General features: G+C 55.7%; 18 protein-coding genes. 4 read left to right on the top strand and 14 right to left on the bottom strand.

Features of this window, described 5'->3' with window-relative positions:
• Position 1 precedes the first annotated feature (1 nt).
• The gene (gene sseA / locus AFL22_RS14275) at positions 2-844 is read left to right on the top strand and encodes a 3-mercaptopyruvate sulfurtransferase (protein ID WP_010257579.1); all 843 of its coding nucleotides are present in this window, start codon (positions 2-4) and stop codon (positions 842-844) included.
• Between the two features lie 40 nt (positions 845-884).
• Here the strand turns inward: sseA and sseB are convergent, their stop codons facing one another.
• From sseB to trmJ, 5 genes are all read right to left on the bottom strand, one after another.
• Positions 885-1,649: an enhanced serine sensitivity protein SseB gene (gene sseB / locus AFL22_RS14270; RefSeq protein ID WP_010257582.1), complete on the bottom strand. Its 765-nt coding sequence runs from the start codon at positions 1,647-1,649 to the stop codon at positions 885-887.
• Positions 1,650-1,695: 46 nt separating this feature from the next.
• Complete coding sequence (gene pepB, locus AFL22_RS14265; protein WP_010257585.1) at positions 1,696-2,982, bottom strand: aminopeptidase PepB; 1,287 nt, start codon at positions 2,980-2,982, stop codon at positions 1,696-1,698.
• Positions 2,983-3,143: 161 nt separating this feature from the next.
• Positions 3,144-4,304: an IscS subfamily cysteine desulfurase gene (locus AFL22_RS14260; protein WP_052271655.1), complete on the bottom strand. Its 1,161-nt coding sequence runs from the start codon at positions 4,302-4,304 to the stop codon at positions 3,144-3,146.
• An 88-nt stretch (positions 4,305-4,392) separates the two neighbouring features.
• Entirely contained in the window at positions 4,393-4,890 is a 498-nt protein-coding gene (iscR, locus tag AFL22_RS14255; RefSeq protein WP_010257591.1) for a Fe-S cluster assembly transcriptional regulator IscR, read from the bottom strand.
• A gap of 130 nt (positions 4,891-5,020) precedes the next feature.
• Complete coding sequence (trmJ, locus tag AFL22_RS14250) at positions 5,021-5,773, bottom strand: tRNA (cytosine(32)/uridine(32)-2'-O)-methyltransferase TrmJ (RefSeq protein WP_010257594.1); 753 nt, start codon at positions 5,771-5,773, stop codon at positions 5,021-5,023.
• Positions 5,774-5,905: 132 nt separating this feature from the next.
• On the opposite strand from trmJ, the gene suhB reads away from it, so the two are divergent.
• Complete coding sequence (suhB, locus tag AFL22_RS14245; protein ID WP_052271654.1) at positions 5,906-6,709, top strand: inositol-1-monophosphatase; 804 nt, start codon at positions 5,906-5,908, stop codon at positions 6,707-6,709.
• 63 nt (positions 6,710-6,772) lie between these two features.
• Here the strand turns inward: suhB and AFL22_RS14240 are convergent, their stop codons facing one another.
• The 3 genes from AFL22_RS14240 to AFL22_RS14230 all read right to left on the bottom strand — a co-directional run bounded on the left by AFL22_RS14240 (position 6,773) and on the right by AFL22_RS14230 (position 9,588).
• Positions 6,773-7,786 carry a TIGR04086 family membrane protein gene (locus AFL22_RS14240; protein ID WP_010257601.1) on the bottom strand — a complete coding sequence of 338 codons (1,014 nt, stop codon included), beginning with the start codon at positions 7,784-7,786 and terminating at the stop codon, positions 6,773-6,775.
• A gap of 204 nt (positions 7,787-7,990) precedes the next feature.
• The gene (locus AFL22_RS14235; protein ID WP_052271653.1) at positions 7,991-8,971 is read right to left on the bottom strand and encodes a nickel/cobalt transporter; all 981 of its coding nucleotides are present in this window, start codon (positions 8,969-8,971) and stop codon (positions 7,991-7,993) included.
• Complete coding sequence (locus AFL22_RS14230; RefSeq protein ID WP_045139748.1) at positions 8,962-9,588, bottom strand: DUF1007 family protein; 627 nt, start codon at positions 9,586-9,588, stop codon at positions 8,962-8,964. Before AFL22_RS14230 ends, AFL22_RS14235 begins: the two co-directional genes overlap by 10 nt.
• A gap of 155 nt (positions 9,589-9,743) precedes the next feature.
• On the opposite strand from AFL22_RS14230, the gene csiE reads away from it, so the two are divergent.
• The gene (gene csiE, locus AFL22_RS14225) at positions 9,744-11,012 is read left to right on the top strand and encodes a stationary phase inducible protein CsiE (RefSeq protein WP_010671313.1); all 1,269 of its coding nucleotides are present in this window, start codon (positions 9,744-9,746) and stop codon (positions 11,010-11,012) included.
• On the opposite strand, the gene AFL22_RS14220 is transcribed toward csiE, so the two are convergent.
• Positions 10,994-12,142, bottom strand: a complete 1,149-nt coding sequence (locus AFL22_RS14220) for a 3-phenylpropionate MFS transporter (protein ID WP_022624118.1) — start codon at positions 12,140-12,142, stop codon at positions 10,994-10,996. The two genes, csiE and AFL22_RS14220, sit on opposite strands and share 19 nt — an antisense overlap.
• Before the next feature lie 441 nt (positions 12,143-12,583).
• Positions 12,584-13,837 (bottom strand): serine hydroxymethyltransferase, encoded by a 1,254-nt coding sequence (gene glyA / locus AFL22_RS14210; RefSeq protein ID WP_010257616.1) that lies wholly within the window; start codon positions 13,835-13,837, stop codon positions 12,584-12,586.
• 327 nt (positions 13,838-14,164) lie between these two features.
• On the opposite strand from glyA, the gene hmpA reads away from it, so the two are divergent.
• On the top strand, positions 14,165-15,349 hold the full coding sequence (gene hmpA / locus AFL22_RS14205; RefSeq protein ID WP_052271652.1) for an NO-inducible flavohemoprotein: 1,185 nt from the start codon (positions 14,165-14,167) through the stop codon (positions 15,347-15,349).
• Between the two features lie 66 nt (positions 15,350-15,415).
• Here hmpA and glnB read toward each other — a convergent pair whose 3' ends face one another.
• The 4 genes from glnB to AFL22_RS14185 all read right to left on the bottom strand — a co-directional run bounded on the left by glnB (position 15,416) and on the right by AFL22_RS14185 (position 19,372).
• The gene (gene glnB / locus AFL22_RS14200) at positions 15,416-15,754 is read right to left on the bottom strand and encodes a nitrogen regulatory protein P-II (RefSeq protein ID WP_003848647.1); all 339 of its coding nucleotides are present in this window, start codon (positions 15,752-15,754) and stop codon (positions 15,416-15,418) included.
• A gap of 184 nt (positions 15,755-15,938) precedes the next feature.
• Positions 15,939-17,276 (bottom strand): two-component system response regulator GlrR, encoded by a 1,338-nt coding sequence (glrR, locus tag AFL22_RS14195; RefSeq protein WP_170933482.1) that lies wholly within the window; start codon positions 17,274-17,276, stop codon positions 15,939-15,941.
• Positions 17,273-17,941, bottom strand: a complete 669-nt coding sequence (qseG, locus tag AFL22_RS14190; RefSeq protein WP_010671310.1) for a two-component system QseEF-associated lipoprotein QseG — start codon at positions 17,939-17,941, stop codon at positions 17,273-17,275. The genes glrR and qseG overlap by 4 nt, the downstream gene beginning before the upstream one ends.
• A gap of 3 nt (positions 17,942-17,944) precedes the next feature.
• A complete protein-coding gene (locus AFL22_RS14185; protein WP_052271651.1) occupies positions 17,945-19,372 on the bottom strand; it encodes a HAMP domain-containing sensor histidine kinase in 1,428 nt (475 codons plus the stop codon).
• Positions 19,373-19,839: the final 467 nt, after the last annotated feature.

Raw genomic sequence — 19,839 nt, 5'->3', positions numbered from 1 at the left:
TATGACGACGCCACTGTTTGTGTCCGCCGACTGGTTACAAGAGCACTACAACGATGAGCGGCTTCAGGTGCTGGATGCACGGTTGTTGCCACCCGGTATGGAAGCGGTTCGCGATATCCAGGCCGAATATCTGGCGGGTCATTTACCCGACGCCCCTTACTTCGATATTGAAGCGCTTTCCGATCACACCAGCCCTTACCCCCATATGCTGCCCCGCGCCGAAAGTTTTGCCGTCGCGATGCGTGAACTGGGTGTCAGCAGTGATAAGCACCTGGTGGTGTATGACGAGGGTAATCTCTTTTCTGCGCCACGCGCCTGGTGGATGCTGAAAACCTTTGGTGTGGCTCAGGTGTCGATTCTGGCCGGGGGCTTGCAGGGCTGGAAAGAAGCTGGTTTTGCGCTGGCAACCGGCGAAGTGAATCTGCCGGAAGGTGAGTTTGAGGCCCACGCAGATGAAAGCCGGGTGAAACGCCTGACGGACGTACTGCTGATCAGCCATGAAGGCGGCGCACAGATTATTGATGCGCGTCCTGCCAATCGCTTTAACGCCGAAGTGGATGAGCCGCGTCCCGGATTGCATCGCGGACACATTCCCAACAGCCTGAACGTGCCGTGGAACAGCCTGGTTGAACAGGGAAAACTCAAGCCGGAGGCGGAACTTCAGACGCTGTTTGCCGATGCGGGCGTCGATATTACCCAACCGGTGGTCGCCAGCTGTGGCTCAGGCGTGACGGCGGTGGTGGTGATTCTGGCGCTGACGGCGCTGGGCGCACGGGATGTCACGCTGTATGACGGATCCTGGGGCGAATGGGGCAGTCGCGACGACTTACCTATCGCGAAATAAAAAACAGGCGGCCCATGAGCCGCCTGTTTACGTTGTTGTCTCAGATAATCCGCTCACTGCCCTTGAAGTCGCGCAGGAAACTGCCCCAGCGACGCTCATAGAATGGCGTGATATGGGCGGTAAAGAAGTGGCTGATGCCGCGATCGTTCAGCGTCACCTCACAGATATCAACCGGCGCATCGTCCGGCAGCGTATCGGTTGCCACGCTGCCCGCCGCCTGAATGATCGTCTCAATATTGCTGTCCGCTTCAATGCCAATCAGCAGATTGGGCGCTTCGTCAGCCCGCTCACGGATACTGGCGATAAACGCGCGACGCACCTGCTTATGCTTGCTGAAGAGCTGAGTCAGTGAGTCGATCATCTGGGCAGGGGGTTCAGCCACCTCAGACAGCAAGAGTGACTGTCCGCCTTCCAGCACGGTTTGCTGGCTTAGTGCACTGCCCTCTTCAGCCAGCAGATGGGTGATCTCGGCCGCAGTAAACTCTTTACCGGAAGGCAGTTTGGGATTGAGAAACAGCGTCTCGCCGCGCGTAATCTCAAACAGCGTTCGTACCGGCAGACGCAGCCAGGACTGCTCACCGCTCACCGCTTCACTCATCGCCTCTTCTGACGTGAAAAAAGGAATGATGCTGCTGCCATCCTCTTTTTCCCAGTGCTGCAGATCAACGGGCGTGCTGGCATCAAGCTGTTGCGTGGTGCTTTCACCTGGCACCCACGCATCAGATTCCAGCAGCAGCTGAAAAAATTCGGGCCGATGGGCAGGCTCAGTGGCCGCCAGCTTCAGCACCTCTTCAAGACGGTTCATAGTTTTCCTTTGAACAGCGGCGGCATCAGCCACCGCTGAGATCGGCTTATTTCAGTAACAGATTGGCGAGGGTACGCACGCCAAGACCTGTTGCACCCGCCGCCCACTGGTCAACTGCGCCTTTGCGATAGGTCGCGGAGCAGTCGATGTGCAGCCAGCCCTGCTGATAGTTACTGACGAAGTGTGACAGGAACGCTGCCGCGCTGCTGGCACCCGCCGCATGTGACGGGCTGGCGATGTTATTGAGATCGGCGAAGTTAGACGGCAGATGGCTGCGATGGAATTCGGCCAGCGGCAGACGCCAGAAAGGTTCGTTCTCACTCACCGCGCTGCCCATCAGCGACTGTGCCATCACATCATCAAAGGTAAACAGCGCATGGTAATCGTTGCCCAGCGCCGTCTTAGCCGCACCGGTCAGCGTCGCAGCATCGATGATCATCGTCGGGTTCTGCTCGCTGGCGTCGATTAAACCGTCGGCCAGGACCAGACGCCCTTCCGCATCGGTGTTCATCACTTCCACCGATTTACCGTTGCGATAGCGAATGATGTCGCCCAGTTTAAAGGCGTTGCTGCTGACCATGTTATCGGCACAGCAGAGGTAGAGTTTGACGCGCTTGTTAAGACCGCGCGAAATCGCCATGGCCAGCGCGCCGGTGACGGTCGCCGCGCCGCCCATGTCAGATTTCATTGAGTCCATGAAGCTGCTCTGCTTCAGGCTGTAGCCACCGGTATCAAAGGTGATGCCTTTACCGACCAGACAGGCGTAGACCGGGGCATCGTCGTCGCCGGTCGGGTTGTAATCGAGCGCCAGAAATACCGGCGGACGATTTGAACCGCGTCCAACGGTGTGCAGGCCCATATACCCCTGTACCCGCAGATCGTCGCCTTTGGTGATGCGATAGCTGACGGCACTGCCGCCCACTTCACTGATCAGATCGACTGCATTGTGTGCCAGCTGTTCTGGCCCAAGATCTTCCGCAGGCAGGTTAATAACGTTGCGAACCCAGTCGATAATTTTCAGACGGCGATCAAACTCCGCCTGCTCATGTTCGCCCAGCGCCGGCCACTCAACCTGACGCTGGCCTTTCGGACCACGGAAGCCCTGCCAGAATGCCCAGCACTGCTCAAGGTGCCAGCCTTCGCCGGTCAGCGCCACATGGCGGATCCCCTGGCTGTCGATTTTGTGAGCCGCACGCTGAATGATATTCAGCGCATCCGCGCCGGTCAGATGCAGTGTCATGCCGCTGTCGTTGCTGCTGAGAATCGCTTTTTCGCCCCAGCGCGCATCGGCGGGCTGGCTGCTAAGCGTAATATTCATGGGTTGTGTGGTCATCGAAAAGCTCCATAATCGTTATCTGTTTCATCCAGCCTGATTGTTATAACGGCTTTAATAAGATGTTAAATATAATTCGCAGAGAGACCTGATAACAGATTCCGTCAGGTGTTGCCAGAGAAGTGCAAATATAGGCGCAATTTCCGGACTATGACCGGATATCAGGATTTCATTAAGGCCCGCAGACGGGTCACTGATTTCTGCACCAGGGCAATGGCGTAGTCGATCTCTTCCTCGGTTGTGAAGCGTCCCAGCGAGAAGCGCAACGAACTGTGCGCCAGCTCTTCACTCAGGCCCAGCGCCCGCAATACATAGGAAGGCTCCAGGCTGGCGGAGGTGCAGGCCGATCCGGAAGAGAGCGCCAGATCTTTCAGCGCCATGATCAGTGATTCACCCTCAACGTCAGCAAAACTGAGGTTAAGAATGTTCGGTGCGCTCTGCTGCAGATCGCCATTGAGGGTGACGTCGGGCAGTGTGCTGATGCCCTGCCACAGACGATCGCGCAGAGTATGCAGGCGCGCCATCTCGGTTTCGCGCTCTTCTGCTGCGATACGATACGCCTCGCCCATGCCAACAATCTGATGCACCGGCAATGTCCCGGATCGCATACCGCGTTCATGTCCGCCGCCGTGGATCTGCGCAGCAATCTGCACACGCGGTTTACGCCGTACATAGAGTGCGCCGATGCCTTTCGGGCCATAGAGTTTGTGGGCAGAAAAGGACATCAAATCAACCGGTAACTGGCTGAGATCGATAGGCAGCTTGCCGACGCTCTGGGTCGCATCCACATGAATCAGAATCTCACGTTCGCGGCAGAGTTCGCCAAAGGCGGCGATATCCTGAATCACTCCGGTTTCATTATTAACGTGCATCAGGGTGACTAAAATCGTGTCGTCGCGCAGCGCCGCACGCAACTGGTCAGGCGAGATAATGCCGTTAGCCGCCGGGGTGAGATAAGTGACAGCAAAGCCTTCACGCTCAAGCTGCTGGCAGCTATCAAGCACCGCTTTATGTTCTGTCTGGCTGGTGATGATATGTTTGCCGCGCGCCTGATGGGCGTGAGCTGCACCTTTAATCGCGAGGTTATCGGATTCAGTGGCGCCAGAGGTAAAGATGATTTCACGCGGATCGGCATTGACCAGTTCGGCGATCTGATTACGCGCAACATCAACCGCTTCTTCAGACTGCCAGCCAAAACGGTGCGATCGCGAGGCCGGATTACCGAACGTGCCATCCAGCGTCAGAAACTGCATCATTTTGCTGGCCACACGCGGATCGGCCGGCGTGGTGGCGGCGTAATCCAGGTAAATCGGTAATTTCATTGCGCTACAGCTCCGTATAAAAAATCATACGTCTTTATAGCAGATTCGGCCCTGACCGCGTTAGCAGTAAGGGCCGCAACAGCGGGGATTACGAGGCGCGTTGGTTGACGTTAATTTCCTGCGTGCGCGGGCTCTGGAAGCGACGATTATCAATCGCATTCTGACGATCGGCTACATCCAGGATCTCCTGATTATTCACCAGCTCAGCCAGTGTAATATTGTTCAGGAAGTCACTGATACGCACGCTCAGATCGCGCCACAGCACGTGAGTCAGGCAACGCTCGCCGCCCTGGCAGCCTTCTTTACCCTGACATTTGGTGGCATCGACAGACTCATCAACGGCGGTGATCACTTCACCGACAGAGATGGTATTAGACGCTTTGCCCAACAGATAACCGCCGCCCGGACCACGTACGCTGGACACCAGCTCATTTTTACGCAATCGGGAGAATAACTGCTCCAGATAGGAGAGCGAAATGCCCTGACGCTCTGAAATATCAGCCAGCGGGACCGGACCTTCATGGGAGTGAAGGGCAACGTCCAGCATTGCAGTAACGGCATAACGTCCTTTGGATGTCAGTCTCATAGCGTACGACCTCAATAGCGTCCGGTTATCGGAGGATTAGCAACAGATGCTCTGAAGTCTGCCATTCCCGAGTAAATTGGTCAACTATTTAACCTGGTAAATTAGTCAGGTATTTAACCTGGTAATTCACTCAACTATTATCTGCTTCTTTTTTATCGTTTTTTCGCTTTTCAAACGACGAAAGCATGCCGCGCAGGATGTTCAGTTCGTCGCGTTCCGGGCGGGCGCGGGTGTAAAGACGACGCAGTTTGCTCATCACCTGGCCAGGATTGGCTTCACGGATAAAGCCGCTGTTCAGCATCATCTGTTCCATATGCTGATAGAAGCGCTCGAGATCATCCACCAGCGGATAAGGTGACTCTTCATACTGTGGCGGCGGGCTGGCCTGCTCCTGCGCCTGTAACCATGCCATGCGCACTTCATAGGCAATAATCTGTACGGCCATCGCCAGGTTCAGCGAGCTGTATTCCGGGTTTGCCTGAATCGCGACGTGATAATGGCACTTCTGCAACTCGTCATTGGTCAGGCCGACACGTTCACGACCAAAAACCAGCGCAACCGGTGCCTGCTGGCCCTCTTCCACGCTTTTCACGCCACATTCGCGCGCATCCAGCATCGGCCAGGGCAGCGAGCGGGAACGTGCGCTGGTGCCGACCACCAGACTGCATCCGGCAATGGCCTCATCCAGCGAGTCGACAATTTTTGCGTCGCCGATAACGTCGCTGGCACCGGCCGCGAGTGAGATAGCCTGTGAGTCAGGCTTGACCAGCGGGTTAACCAGATAGAGGTTGGTTAAGCCCATGGTTTTCATGGCGCGCGCAACGGAGCCCATGTTACCGGTGTGAGAAGTCTCGACCAGCACGATACGAATATTTTGCAACATGATTAGGGATACTCAGAAACGGGTCAGTAAAATCAGTAGAGAGAATATTAACATAAAGCAGGACATTTACCGAACACGCTGCTATACTCCGCGCCGTTTTCCCCGTTCTTTAACATCCAGCGAGAGATACCGATGCATCCAATGCTCAACATTGCCGTGCGCGCAGCGCGCAAGGCCGGAAATTTAATTGCCAAATATTATGAAACCCCGGACGCTGTCGAAGCCAGCCAGAAAGGCAGCAACGACTTCGTAACGAATGTTGACCGCGAAGCAGAACGCCTGATTATCGAAATTATTCGTAAATCTTACCCGAAACATACCATCATCACTGAAGAAAGCGGTGAACTGGCGGGCGAAGATCAGGATGTTCAATGGGTTATCGATCCGCTGGATGGCACCTCAAACTTCATCAAACGTTTACCCCACTTTGCTGTTTCTATCGCTGTGCGCATTAAAGGCCGCACCGAAGTCGCCGTCGTTTACGATCCAATGCGCAATGAACTCTTCACCTCTTCACGCGGTCAGGGCGCTCAGCTGAATGGCTATCGTCTGCGTGGCAGCACGGCCCGCGATCTGGATGGCACCGTTCTGGCGACCGGCTTCCCGTTCAAAATGAAGCAGCACGCGCCGGCTTACATGAATATCATGACCAAACTCTTTACCCAGTGTGCTGACTTCCGCCGCACCGGTTCTGCTGCGCTGGATCTGGCCTATGTGGCTGCCGGTCGCGTAGATGGCTATTTTGAGATTGGCCTGAAGCCGTGGGATTTTGCGGCGGGGGAACTGCTGGTCCGTGAAGCGGGCGGTCTGGTGACTGATTTCACCGGCAACCACGGCTATCTGCAGTCAGGTAACCTGGTCGCGGGTAACCCACGTGTGGTGAAATCGATGCTGTCGAACATGCGTGATGAGCTGAGCGAAGCGTTAAAACGCTAAGTCTCAGTACAGAAAAAGGCGGCTTCTCAGCCGCCTTTTTTATTGCCTGTTACTCAGTGATGATTAACGACGTTCGTGTGACAGCACCTGACGGGGCTGAGTACGACGACCTACCATACCCATCACGCCTGCCAGCACCGCTTCGATGATCAGCAGAATCAGGGCATACCAGCTCGCTTTCGCAGTCGCGGCAGCGGCTTTTTCACCGGCTTCACGCGCTTTCTGTTCAGCCTGCTGTTTCAGTTCCTGATACTTCTGAACGGCCTGCTGATAGCTCTGTTCAGTTTTGGCCACGATCTGATCCACTTCCTGATCGCTTTTGCCGGTGCGCGCTTTGATAATATTTTTCAGCGCATCACGATCGGCTGCCTGCAGGGTATCGGAATGACGATCCATCACCCCTTTTAACCAGTTAGCCAGATCAGTATCCGCTGTCTGTGGATGGTTTGCGGTGTTGTTAGCCTGGTTTTCAGCATTCTGCGCTTCTTTATTTGCATCCTGCTTTAAGTTCTCTGGCTGTAATTCCGGTTTCCCGGTCTGGCGTAAAGTCGTTTCCAGTTCGTTCTGCAGGTTATCTAAATTAATATTACTCTCCTGCAGTTTGTCTTTTGCCATTTGGGTAACGGATGGCGCAGCGGCGGAAATACCACTACCCAGCGCCTGGAAGCCTGAGCCCACAATATTCATCGCGCCGCCTAATACACTGGTCGCCAGCGCAATAGCCAGGTAAATAGTGAAAATTGTGCTAAGGCCAAACATCAGTAAACCGTGCAGTGCGCCTTCGCGCTGAGCCAGTCGGCCTGCAACATAACTACCTGCAGCCATCGCGACCAGCATTTCAATGGCAGTCCAGACCAGCGCGCCTGTGCCCAGGCCGTCGAGTGGATTCTGTTCTTTCATCGGATCAATGGTTGTTGCACCAATGGCGGTTCCCAGCAGCGTCAGAATAATGTGAACGATCAACGCACAAATGACACCGGCAAACACGGCGCTCCAGGAAATACGTTTTAACGGCAATCCAGCAGGCCCGGTCGCCAGCGTTTCGGTGTAGCCATTATTAATACGGGTATCAGCCATGAAATATACTCCTCGCAATAAACAGAAAGCGGTCTTGATCTTTTATCATCCCGACGGCGGAATGCCGTTTTGGTATTATCAGCGTAGACAGGGAATAGTCATTTCACCACTAAACCAGCCAGAGAAAAAAATAAAGAGATGAATTCAGAGATAATTAACGAAGAGAAGAGCGCAGCGGCAATTTTATTTCCGCTGCGCTTTTATTCAGAAGGGTCGAATTCCGCCACCCAGCGTCATCTGCGCTGACTGCCATAGCGCGATACCCGCTACGATTAAAATCAGGCTGCCGGTTAAGGCCAGCGCGGGGATCAGCAGTCGCGTCATGCCTGCGGTAACGCCAGGCTGTGCCAGCCGTTGTGCCACCGTGCGCGCCTGCTGAACCAGCAGGCCAATCGCCGAAATGGTCAGTGCCGTGCCCAGCGCCATCACCGCAGCAGAGATCACCCCCCAGCCATAGACACCAATCACTTTGGCAAACAGCAGCATCATAATCGCGCCGGAACAGGGACGTAATCCCATCGACACCACCACCAGCAGCTGGGTTTTCACGCTGAGATTGCCGCTCATCTGCTGCGGTGTCGGAAGATGCGCGTGTCCGCATCCGCACTGATCGTCATGCTGATGGTGAGGTTTGAAGGCGCGAAATACCGGGGCCGGACGCGGACGCAATGTCCGCCACAGCGAACGCAGCGCCCGATAACCGATCATCACACCCAGCCCGATCACCAGCAGATAACTGCCCTTCTCCAGCCAGAAACTGCTGAGATGCAGCTGTCGCGATGACGTTTTCAGCAGCACCAGCATCACCGTCACCAGGGCAATCGCCACCGAACCCTGCAGCAGTGAGGCGAGCAGCGTCAGCCTGATACTGGTTTTCACTCTGGTGGGATGGGTTGCCAGAAAGGTCGCGATCACCACTTTGCCATGGCCCGGCCCCAGCGCGTGCAGTACGCCATACAGCAGGCTGAATATCACCAGCGAAATGCCTGCCTGGTGGGGCTGCTCCGCAACCTGCTGTAGCAACTGAGTCATCTGCCGATGCAGATCTTTTTGCCACAGTACGCTCTGCATCAGAATCTGCGGCCAGTAGAGCCAGACCAGCAATGCGCTGCTCAGCAGCACGCCCGCCATCAGCCACAGCGGCCAGAGGCGGAAAGCCCGTAACGGAGTGGAGATTACTGACATGTCAGTATCACCGTCTGGGCAAACTGGCGGCCTAAATCCATCTCCTCTGCAGGCGCGTCGGCTTTATCCAGCGACAGCGCATACTGCTTCAGTGAATCATTGGGCTTTGGCGTGTTCAGCGCGAACTTGCAGCGCGCCTGCAGCGCCGGCGGCAGCGTTAATGCACCGGGATTGTCATAGAACATATCGACGAAATAGGTGGGATCAAAAGTCAGGATCTCAAAGCGCTGCCCGGTCAGCTTCGGGGGTTCCGCCAGCGGCAGAATAAATTCCAGCACCGCTTTATGGCCGTTACGTGACAGGTTGTATTCGGTTGGCAGATTCAAAAACTTTACCCGCTGTTGGTTGTGCCAGATTTCAGAAAAGTAGTGCTGGCCCAGCACGTTCGCCATCACGCCTGCCGCCAGCTTCTTCCACACCACGCTGCCTGGTTTCGCCTCGCCCGCGTCGTAAAGCAGATCGGCGGAGGTAATCTCATCCATGGTCCAGGTCATCTTTAATCCGGTAAAGGTGTCATCCTGCGCCACCAGTTCAGTTTTCATATCGATGAAGCTGTGAGGATGTGCCATTACAGCCGGACTTAATACCATCAAGAGGGCAAAGAGTGTGCGTTTCATAATGTTATAAAGTAACGTTCCCGATGAAAAGAATCTATAAGTAACAAAATTTTGTGACCCGCCTTAAACCTCCGGCAAATAAACCGCGTAAACCGCGCAGGCGCTGACGGGGTTGACTATTCTTAGCTCAAAATAGCCTGCTGGAAACCTGATTGATGAGTTCTGCTACCCCTTTGGCACCACTCTTCACCCGCTCACAGCGTCAGTGCCATCTTTTATTGCTGCTGTTTCTGCCGACACCCGTGCTTACGCTTGAAAAAGTCTGCCAGCTGAATGGCGTCGATCCTGCTGTTGCCCGACAGGATATCGCGGATGTGGGCCTTGAGATACAGCGATATCACCAGCTGGAATTGCATCAGATGGTGGATGGCAGCTTTCGTCTTCATGGCACAGAGTTGGATCGGCGCCTCTGTCTGCTGCACAACCTGCGACGCAGTTTGCGTTTATCGCAGGATTTCGTCTGCGACCATTTTGCAGCTCCCCTGCGTCAGCGCCTGAAGGTGATGAAGATTGAGAAGGCGCTGTGGGATGAGACCAATTTACAGGCGCTGATCCAGCACTGTAGCCTGCGTCTGAAGCGCGATTTCAGCGAACGCGACCGGCTTTTTCTGCAGATTTTCATGAAATATGGATTGTGCCAGCGCCAGCCGGTGCTGTTCAGTGAAGCGCAGTGTCACTGGCTGCAGCAGAAGGCTGAGCGGCAGGCCGCTGAGGATGTGATTCACCACTGGCGCAAACGCTGCCACCTTGCGCCGCCCGTCAGTGAAACCGACTTCTGGACACTGCTGTTCAGCCAGATACATACGCCTGTCGTGGATGCGATTGCCCATCCTGCTGAGCAGCAGTTAATGGCTGCGACCCAGCAGTTAATTAATGACTTTGAACGGTGTGCCGACATCACTTTTGCTGATCGCGACGAGCTGCTTAACCAGCTTTATCCTCATCTGGCGCAGGCGCTGGATCGCACCCACTTCACTATCGGCATCGACAACAGCGTGGCGCTGGATGTCAGCCGCCTCTATCCCCGCCTGTTGCGCACCACTCAGCAGGCGCTGCAGGCGTTTGAGCAGCAATACGGGATTGCGTTCAGCCCGGAAGAGGTGAGCTTAATTACCGTTATTTTTGGTGCCTGGCTGATGCAGGAGAATGCGTTGCAGGAGAAGCAGGTGCTGATTCTGACGGGTGACGATACCGATCTGGAGCAGGATGTGGAGCAGCAGATCCGGGAGATCACGCTGCTGCCGATCAATATTACCTATCAGGACGTGAAACAGTTTCAGCGGGATGGCGCACCGCGGGATGTGGACATCATCATTTCGCCCTACCCCACCTCGCTGCCACTCTTCTCTCCGCCGCTGGTGCATGCGGAACTGCCGCTGACGTTACACCATCAGCAGCGGATTCGTTATTTACTGGAGTCGTAGCCGGGACGCAGAAATAGCGCGGGCAGCGCCACCAGTGCCATCACCCAGAACAGATGCCCCTGCAGATGAGCGAACAGGACGCCGCAGATCATGGTCATTATCGCAATGCCACCCCCCATCGCCAACGCGGAATAGAGCGACTGCAGACGGATCACTTCCGCTCCCTGACGCGCCGCAATAAAACGCATCGCCGCCAGATGACAGACGGTGAAGCTGCCACAGTGGAGGATTTGCGCCACAATCAGCAGCGGCAGCGCGGTAGTGGCCCCCATCAGACTCCAGCGGATCAACGCACAAATGCCCGAAAGCAGCAGCAGATCGCGCGCGCTCCAGCGGCGGAACAACCGGTTGCTCAAAGCAAACACGACGATTTCGGCCACCACGCCCAGCGACCAGAGATAACCCACCGTGGAGGCGGAATAGCCACTCTCCTGCCACCAGATAGCACTGAAGCCGTAATAGGCGGCGTGCGCACCCTGCAGCAGTGTTACGCAGAGCATAAATCGCCATACCGCATTCTCACGCAGCAATGCACGCCACACCTGCCAGCCGCCGCCCGCCGCGCCCTGCCGTTCATTACCCTGTGGCTGGGTGGCGGGTGTCAGCATCATGCCTGCCAGCATAGAGATGACGCCGACGGAAAGCAGCAGCAGAATGGCGTTTGAAGAGTAAGCACTGACCAGCACGCCGGTTAATGCCGAGCTGATCACAAAGGCCAGCGAACCCCACAGCCTGACCGGCCCATACGCCAGCCCTATCTGCTGTGTCCAGGTGGCGGCCAGCGCATCGCTGAGCGGGACCAGCGGCGAGAAAAAGAGGTTAAAGCCGATCATGACCGTCAGCAGCCACATCCACTGCTCACCCACCCAGAAACCGGCAGCGAACAGGCAGGTCATCAGCGCCAGCAGACGCAGCGCCGTAATCAACCGTGAAGGATTTTTGACCTGAGAGGCGATAAGCAGACTGCCGACAAAGCGTGCCACCATGCCACAGCCGAGCAACAGGCCAATCTTTTCAGCATCGAGACCGGTGCCTTTCAGCCACACGCCCCAGAATGGCAGATAAATGCCGTAACAGAAGAAGTAAGTGAAGTAGCCCAATCCGAGCCATCTGGCGGAGCCGATTGCCATATTCCCTCCAGCAAGAGTGCTGCCTGGCAGCATGAGTGGGCGCTACTCTGGCAGAGCGCCGCAGGACAGGCAATAAAAAAGGATGGCTGATGCCATCCTTTCAGAACACTAACCAATCCAAATCAGAGCGCCTCTTGCCGCTACATCTGAATTTCACGCGCAGGAAACACGGTCAGAGGAGGAAAGCGTCCCGCGCCATGGACAAAAACGCCGGGAGCGTTTTTGAACAACGCAACGCGTTGGCCCGGTTACGGGCGCACCTCAGGGATGAGGTGCGTAATCGCGCGGGCCGAGCGGCCAGGGATTGGCTTTAGCGACTTTCCGATCTGACCGTGTTTCCTGAGCAACTCCGGTATCACAGCTAACACGCACTCGTTTTTTAACAATAAAAAAGGATGGCTGATGCCATCCTTTGTATGCTGTCTCACAACAGGTTAACGATTAAGCGTAGACCGGCAGACGGCTGCAGATTTCCAGCACTTTCTTTTTGGTGCGCTCAATGGTCGCTTCGTCATTGACGTTATCCAGCACATCCGCGATCCAGCCAGCCAGTTCACGCACGTCCGCTTCATTGAAGCCACGACGGGTAACAGCTGGCGTACCGATACGGATACCAGAAGTCACAAACGGGCTTTTCGGATCGTTAGGCACGCTGTTTTTGTTAACCGTGATGTTGGCACGGCCCAATGCCGCATCCGCTTCTTTACCGGTCAGGTTTTTGCTCACCAGATCGATCAGGAACAGATGGTTATAGGTGCCACCAGAAACGATGTCATAGCCACGCTCAATCAGCACCTCAACCATCGCTTTGGCGTTTTTTGCCACCTGCTGCTGGTAGGTTTTGAATTCCGGCTCCATCGCCTCTTTGAACGCAACCGCTTTACCAGCGATAACGTGCATCAGAGGACCGCCCTGACCGCCAGGGAAGACAGCAGAGTTCAGTTTCTTATAGAAATCTTCGTCGCCGTTTTTCGCCAGAATGATACCACCGCGCGGACCCGCCAGCGTTTTGTGAGTGGTAGAGGTCACGATGTGCGCATGCGGGATCGGACTCGGGTAAACGTCTGCAGCAATCAGGCCGGCAACGTGTGCCATGTCCACAAACAGCCATGCACCTACGCTATCCGCGATTTCGCGCATTTTCGCCCAGTCGCAAACGCCGGAGTAAGCTGAGAATCCGCCAACGATCATTTTTGGCTTGTGGGTTTTCGCCAGTTCAGCCAGTTCGTCGTAGTCAATTTTACCGGTCTCATCGATACCGTAAGCCACAACGTTATAGAGTTTGCCCGACAGGTTAACCGGTGAGCCGTGAGTCAGGTGTCCACCGTGCGCCAGGTTCATCCCCAGAATAGTATCGCCCGGCTGCAGCAGCGCGGTGTAAACCGCAAAGTTAGCCTGTGAACCTGAGTGTGGCTGCACGTTAGCGTAATCGGCACCAAACAGTTCTTTTGCGCGATCGATCGCCAGTTGCTCAACGATATCAACGTACTCACAGCCGCCGTAGTAGCGTTTGCCCGGATAGCCTTCAGCGTATTTATTGGTGAGCTGAGAACCTTGTGCCTGCATAACACGCGGGCTGGTGTAGTTTTCAGAAGCAATCAGTTCAATGTGCTCTTCCTGACGCACTGTCTCCTGCTCCATCGCCTGCCACAACTCGGCATCGTAATCGGCAATGTTCATATCACGCTTTAACATCCGGATCTCCTGACTCAGCTAACTTTCTGACGGTATTTACCCCCCTTCAGGGGCGAAGGCCCACAGTGTAAACCGTTTTAAGAGGTGAAGGTAGGGTGAACCTCCTCTTTTTACGCAAACGATTGGCTGGCTACTGGCAGGGCTTTTTTACACCTTTTCACCCTGTTCAGACGCCACGATTTTTCTTCAGGATGTGACGGCGGCTTCTCAGGATGCACCAAAAAGTTGCCACTTTGACAACCGGGAAATTTATCGGGTTATTTACACCACAGGCGAGACGGCTATAAGATGTATTTAAAATACATCTTTAAATGAGAGGCCGTTTTTATGCTTGATGCACACACTATCGCCACGGTTAAATCGACCCTGCCTGCCATCGCCGCCTGTGGTCCTGCGCTTACCGCACACTTCTATGACCGCATGCTGTCGCACCATCCGGAACTCAAAAATGTTTTCAATATGAACAACCAGCGCAATGGCGATCAGCGTGAAGCGCTGTTCAACGCCATTTGCGCCTATGGCGCGAATCTGGAGAACCTGGCCGTGCTGCTGCCCGCAGTGGAAAAAATTGCGCAGAAACATACCAGCCTGAATATTCAGCCTGCGCAATACGCCATCGTCGGTGAAAATCTGCTGGCAACCATTAAAGAGCTGCTGAATCCGGGTGAAGAGGCGCTGGCAGCCTGGGGCCGGGCCTATGGCGTACTGGCGGATGTGTTCATTAATCGCGAAGAGGAAATTTATCAGGCGACGGAGCAGCAAACCGGTGGCTGGCGCGGCACTCGTGCGTTTCGCATCAGTGCTATTGAGCAGCAGAGCGAGGTGATTAAAAGCTTTACCTTCAGTCCGGTCAATGGCGGCCCGGTGGCGGCCTTTAAACCGGGTCAGTATCTGACGGTGCATCTGCAGCCCGCCAGTTTCGAACATCACCAGATTCGTCAGTACTCGCTTACTCACCTTAGTAATGGCAAAGATTATCGGATTGCGGTGAAACGTGAAGCGCAGGGCACCGTCTCCGGCTGGCTGCATCAGAATGGCAAAGTGGGTGATGAGCTGATGCTGGCCGCACCGCATGGCGACTTCTTCCTTGAGGTCGATGCTGCAACCCCGGTGGCGCTGATATCCGCGGGCGTGGGTCAGACGCCGATGCTGGCCATGCTGCATGCACTGGCGGCCCGCCAGCACCGCGCGCCGGTCAGCTGGCTGCACGCAGCAGAGAACGGCAAACAGCATGCATTTGGCCCGGAAGTGATAGCAACGGGCGCTCAGCTCACCGATTTCATCAGTCAGGTCTGGTATCGCGATCCCGCCGCTGAAGATGCCGGTCGCTATGACGCGCAGGGTCTGATGGATATCACCGCGATCTCCGCACGTCTCGCCTCACCCGACACCCACTTCTACCTCTGCGGTCCGCTGCCCTTTATGCAGCATGTGGTGGCGCAACTGCGTGATGCCAGCGTGGCAGATACACGCATTCATTACGAACTTTTTGGACCGCACAAAGGGATGTAATTGAGCAATAAAAAAAGCCCGCAGCGCGGGCTTCTTTATGCTGATAAAGAGCTGATAAAGATATAATCAGATCGCCTCTTCATCCTCTTCGCCAGTACGGATGCGCACCACGCGCGCCACGTCGAAGACAAAGATTTTACCATCACCGATTTTGCCGGTCTGCGCAGTACGCATAATGGTCTCGACGCAGGTATCAACGATATCGTCGCCCACCACCATCTCGATTTTCACTTTAGGCAAAAAGTCGACCATATACTCTGCGCCGCGGTAAAGCTCGGTGTGCCCTTTCTGGCGGCCAAAACCTTTTACTTCACTCACGGTCATCCCGGTGATGCCGACTTCCGCTAAGGCTTCACGGACATCATCGAGTTTGAATGGTTTGATAATCGCATCAATCTTTTTCATGTCAGACCCTTTTTCACTCCCTCCATGGTCAGAGGGTTTATCAAGTATAAATGTTGCTGGCGCTGTCGGGCGGTAATATCCGGGATTCTTCAGGTTGCCGCAAGCGCTGCCAGATTATGCTGACCGCACCCATTCTGATTCGGGCCTGAGCAGACAACCTGCCGGTATCACTCCGCAGCCTCCGCTACTCTTTGAAATCACTGGCATCCAGCTCATGACGAGACAGCAGCTTATAGAACTCCGTGCGGTTGCGTCCAGCCAGACGTGCGGCATTGGTCACATTGCCTTTGGTCATCTGCAACAGCTTACGCAGATAGTTCAGCTCAAACTGATTGCGCGCCTCAGCAAAGGTCGGCAAAGCGCTGTTCTCACCGCTTAACGCCTGCTCCACCAGCGCATCGCTGATCACCGGCGATGAACTCAGCGCCACACACTGCTCAATAACGTTAACCAGCTGACGCACGTTGCCCGGCCAGCTGGCCGCCATCAACCGCTTCATCGCATCAACGGAAAAACTGCGGATCTGCGGTTTATGCCGTTCCGCCGCCTGACGCAACAGATGATTAGCCAGCAGCGGAATATCTTCAGTGCGCTGATGCAGCGCCGGAATCTTCAGGTTCACCACATTAAGACGATAGAAGAGATCCTCACGAAACTCCTTTTTCTCCATCGCCTTCGGCAGATCGCGATGCGTGGCTGAAATAATGCGCACGTCGATCTCAATATCATGATCGCTGCCCAGCGGCCTGACCTTACGCTCCTGCAATACCCGCAGCAACTTAACCTGTAGCGGTTGCGGCATATCGCCAATCTCATCCAGGAACAGCGTGCCACCACCTGCAGTTTTAAACAGACCATCACGGGCACTGACTGCGCCGGTAAAGGCCCCTTTGGCATGCCCGAACAGCTCTGACTCCAGCAACTGCTCCGGCAGTGCGCCACAGTTAATGGCGACAAAGGGCTTGCCGTTTCGCGGGCTGGCGGCGTGAATCGCCTGTGCCAGCATCTCTTTACCGGTACCGCTCTGCCCGTTAATCAGCACGCTGACGTCCGACTGCGCCACCATATGCGCCTGCTCCAGCAGCCGTAACATCAGCGGGCTGCGGGTGACGATCGCTTCCCGCCAGCGGTCATCACTGACCGGCGCCTGCTGAGCCAGTGCTTCATCGATCGCTTTGTAAAGCGCATCTTTATCCACCGGTTTAGTCAGGAAGCTGAAGACGCCCTGCTGCGTGGCGGAAACCGCGTCCGGGATTGAGCCGTGTGCCGTCAGGATAATCACTGGCAGACCGGTGTGGCGTTTCTGGATCTCGCCAAACAGCGCCAGACCATCCATCTCATCCATCCGCAGATCGCTGATCACCAGCTCGATTTTTTCTTTCTGCAGCAGACGCAACGCTTCGGGTCCGCTGGCCGCGGTGGTGACCTGATAACCTTCGCTGCGAAGACGCATGCCCAGCAGCTTCAGCAGGCTGGGATCGTCATCCACCAGCAGCAGTTTTGCCGCTTGTCTGACCATTATTGCTCCTCATCCTGCGGCAGCGCAGTGCCATGGCCGCTGTCAGAAACATCCGGGGCTTTCCGCGATGAAAGCTGGCGCTCAATATCAGTAAGTCGCTCCAGCTTATGCTGCGTGTCGCTGAGCTGCTGCTGCTGTTTAACCATCTGCTGGCGTATCGCCTCCAGCTGCGTATCGCTGCTCTGTTGCAGATGAACATAACGGGTGCGCGCTTCACTCAGGTCGAGCTGCGCGGCCTGATTACTGCGCCACAACTGGAGCAGCGGACGCACAGACTGCGGGAAATCGCCGCTGTAGCGATCCAGGGTTTCAACATAGCGACGACGCTCCACTGGCGTCACGTTGCCGTTCGACATCAGCACGCCCTGCTTGAAGGCGCGCGACCAGCTCTCAACCGGCCAGCGGTGAGCTTCGGCTCGGGCCTCGGCGGGGGAAAGGCGTTCAGCACAATCGATCGCCCGCATCCAGTAGAGGGGATTACTCAGTGCCGCACTATTCTCTATCGTCCACAGGTCACTGCAGCGGGTCGCCAGGTAATCAGCCACGCTGACCTCGGGTTCCGCTACCTGATGGCCTGACGGCAGGGATGAGGTGGCCGGGGAGGTCGTACATCCGCTGAGCAGCAGCGTGGTCAGTGTGCTCAACAGCAAAGCGGGTAAATATTTCATCAGTCAGACTTTCCCGGCTGTGGTGTTCAGTTCAATTCGAAAACAGACATCAGCCTGCTCGCAGGAGACCAGCGTCAGGTCGCCATGCATCCGGCGCAGGCAATCTTTGGCAATACTCAATCCCAGCCCGCTGCCTTTTACCGGCCCTTTGCGCTGCTGGCTACCCTGGAAGAAAGGTTCGAAAATCATTGCCTGCTCTTCCGGCGGGATCGGCGTGCCGCTGTTCGCGACATCAATCCAGACCCGATCGCCCTGCTGCTGACTGCGCAGCCAGATGGTACCGGATTCGCTGCCGTAGTTCACGGCGTTCGAATAGAGATTATCGATGACCCGCATCAGTAACATCGGTTCGGCAAGGCAGTGACTGACCGCCAGATCGACAACCGTCTGCATGAGTTTGGCGCGCGCCGAGAGTGCATGTGCATTCACCACCCCCTCCACAATTTCCGCCACGCTGACCGGTTCCAGCTGGATCGGGCCATCTGCCAGTTTACGGTTGTAATCAAGCAGCTGTTCAATCAGCCGCTGCAGATGACGGCTGCTGCCGTCGAGGATAGTGACCACCTCTTTTTGATCGGCGTTCAGCGACCCGGCTACCTCGTCCGCCAGCAGTTCGGTGCCTTCACGCAGGCTGGCCAGCGGCGTTTTCAGTTCGTGAGAAAGATGGCGCAGGAATTCATGGCGCTGCGATTCCAGCCACTGAAGCCGTTCGCTGAGCCAGACGATGCGCTGTCCCAGCGAGCGTAACTCGCGCGGGCCGCGAAATGTCACGCTGTTACCCAGTTCCCGGCCTTCGCCAAGCCGGTTGATCATCCGCTCAATACGCTTGACCGGCCCGATAATCATGCCGGTAAACAGCGTCATCAACGCCAGACTGATGATAAACAGAATCAGCGCCTGCCAGCCAAAAAACTGGCCGCGATCGGCAATTTCGCGCTGCAGCTGAAGGCCGCGCGAAAACACCACTTCGCGCGTGTCCTGCACCATCTGCGCATTGGTGGCAGAAAAACGATCCAGCGCCTCTGCGGCAGGCGTAACCGGATTACCGTTATCGCACTTTAACGGTGTCAGCAGCGGCAACGTCGCCTGTAAAGTCTGGAATGCGGGCAGCTCGGGCAGGCTGGCGCTGTGCGAACTCAGCATCTGGCTGTAGCGGGTGTGCTGGGTCTGATAAAGGCGCGCCAGCGAGGCATCATCCAGCACGCAGTACTGGCGATAGCTGCGCTCCAGCTCAACCGCCGTTCGCGCCATCGCCTCACTTCTGCGAACGTCGGTGAAGGTATTGCGGTTGGTATCCGCTGCCTGTTCGCTTAACGCAGAGAGACTTTCCCACGCCTGCCAGGCCAGCACCAGCAACGGCAGCAGCACCAGTACAAACGCCATCAGCACCAGCTGACGCAGAGAACGGGGAAATAAACGCCATTTTTTCACGCAGCCGCTTCCTTAAGATTTGCTGTCTGGATGCTAACGGACTCTGTCAGCGGAAGAAAGGTGTCGTCGGAAGAAAGGGGAACAAAAGAAAACGGCAGGCTCGATGGCCTGCCGCTGGCACGACGCGTGATGCATCGCGTAAAAATGGGTGGAGCCTTACTCAACGTTACGTCCGGTGTTTGATAACGCAAGCGATTATCGGTCAGTTGGACGGCAGGCTCCGTTTGGTGCGTCATTCGGGCTTTATGAGCTCTTCTCCGCTAAGCGGGGCAATCATAAACAGGTGAATGAGCAGCTGCATGAGTATAGCAAGTTCCATGCCAGGAAATAAATCATTATATTTTTCAGCAGATTGAATAAGCTTACCGGACAACTGTTGCGCAAAATCTGATTACAGTAAGTGAAAACTGTCTCCGCTGAGCGACATGAAATCGCGCCGGAGAGGCGCCCATTAAAAATCAACGAGA

It is taken from the genome of Pantoea sp. CFSAN033090, from assembly GCF_001264395.1.
Classification (GTDB): Bacteria; Pseudomonadota; Gammaproteobacteria; order Enterobacterales; family Enterobacteriaceae; genus Pantoea; species Pantoea agglomerans.
The sequence above is the reverse complement of the archived record's forward strand: the minus strand, read 5'-3'. Positions and strand labels throughout refer to the sequence as shown.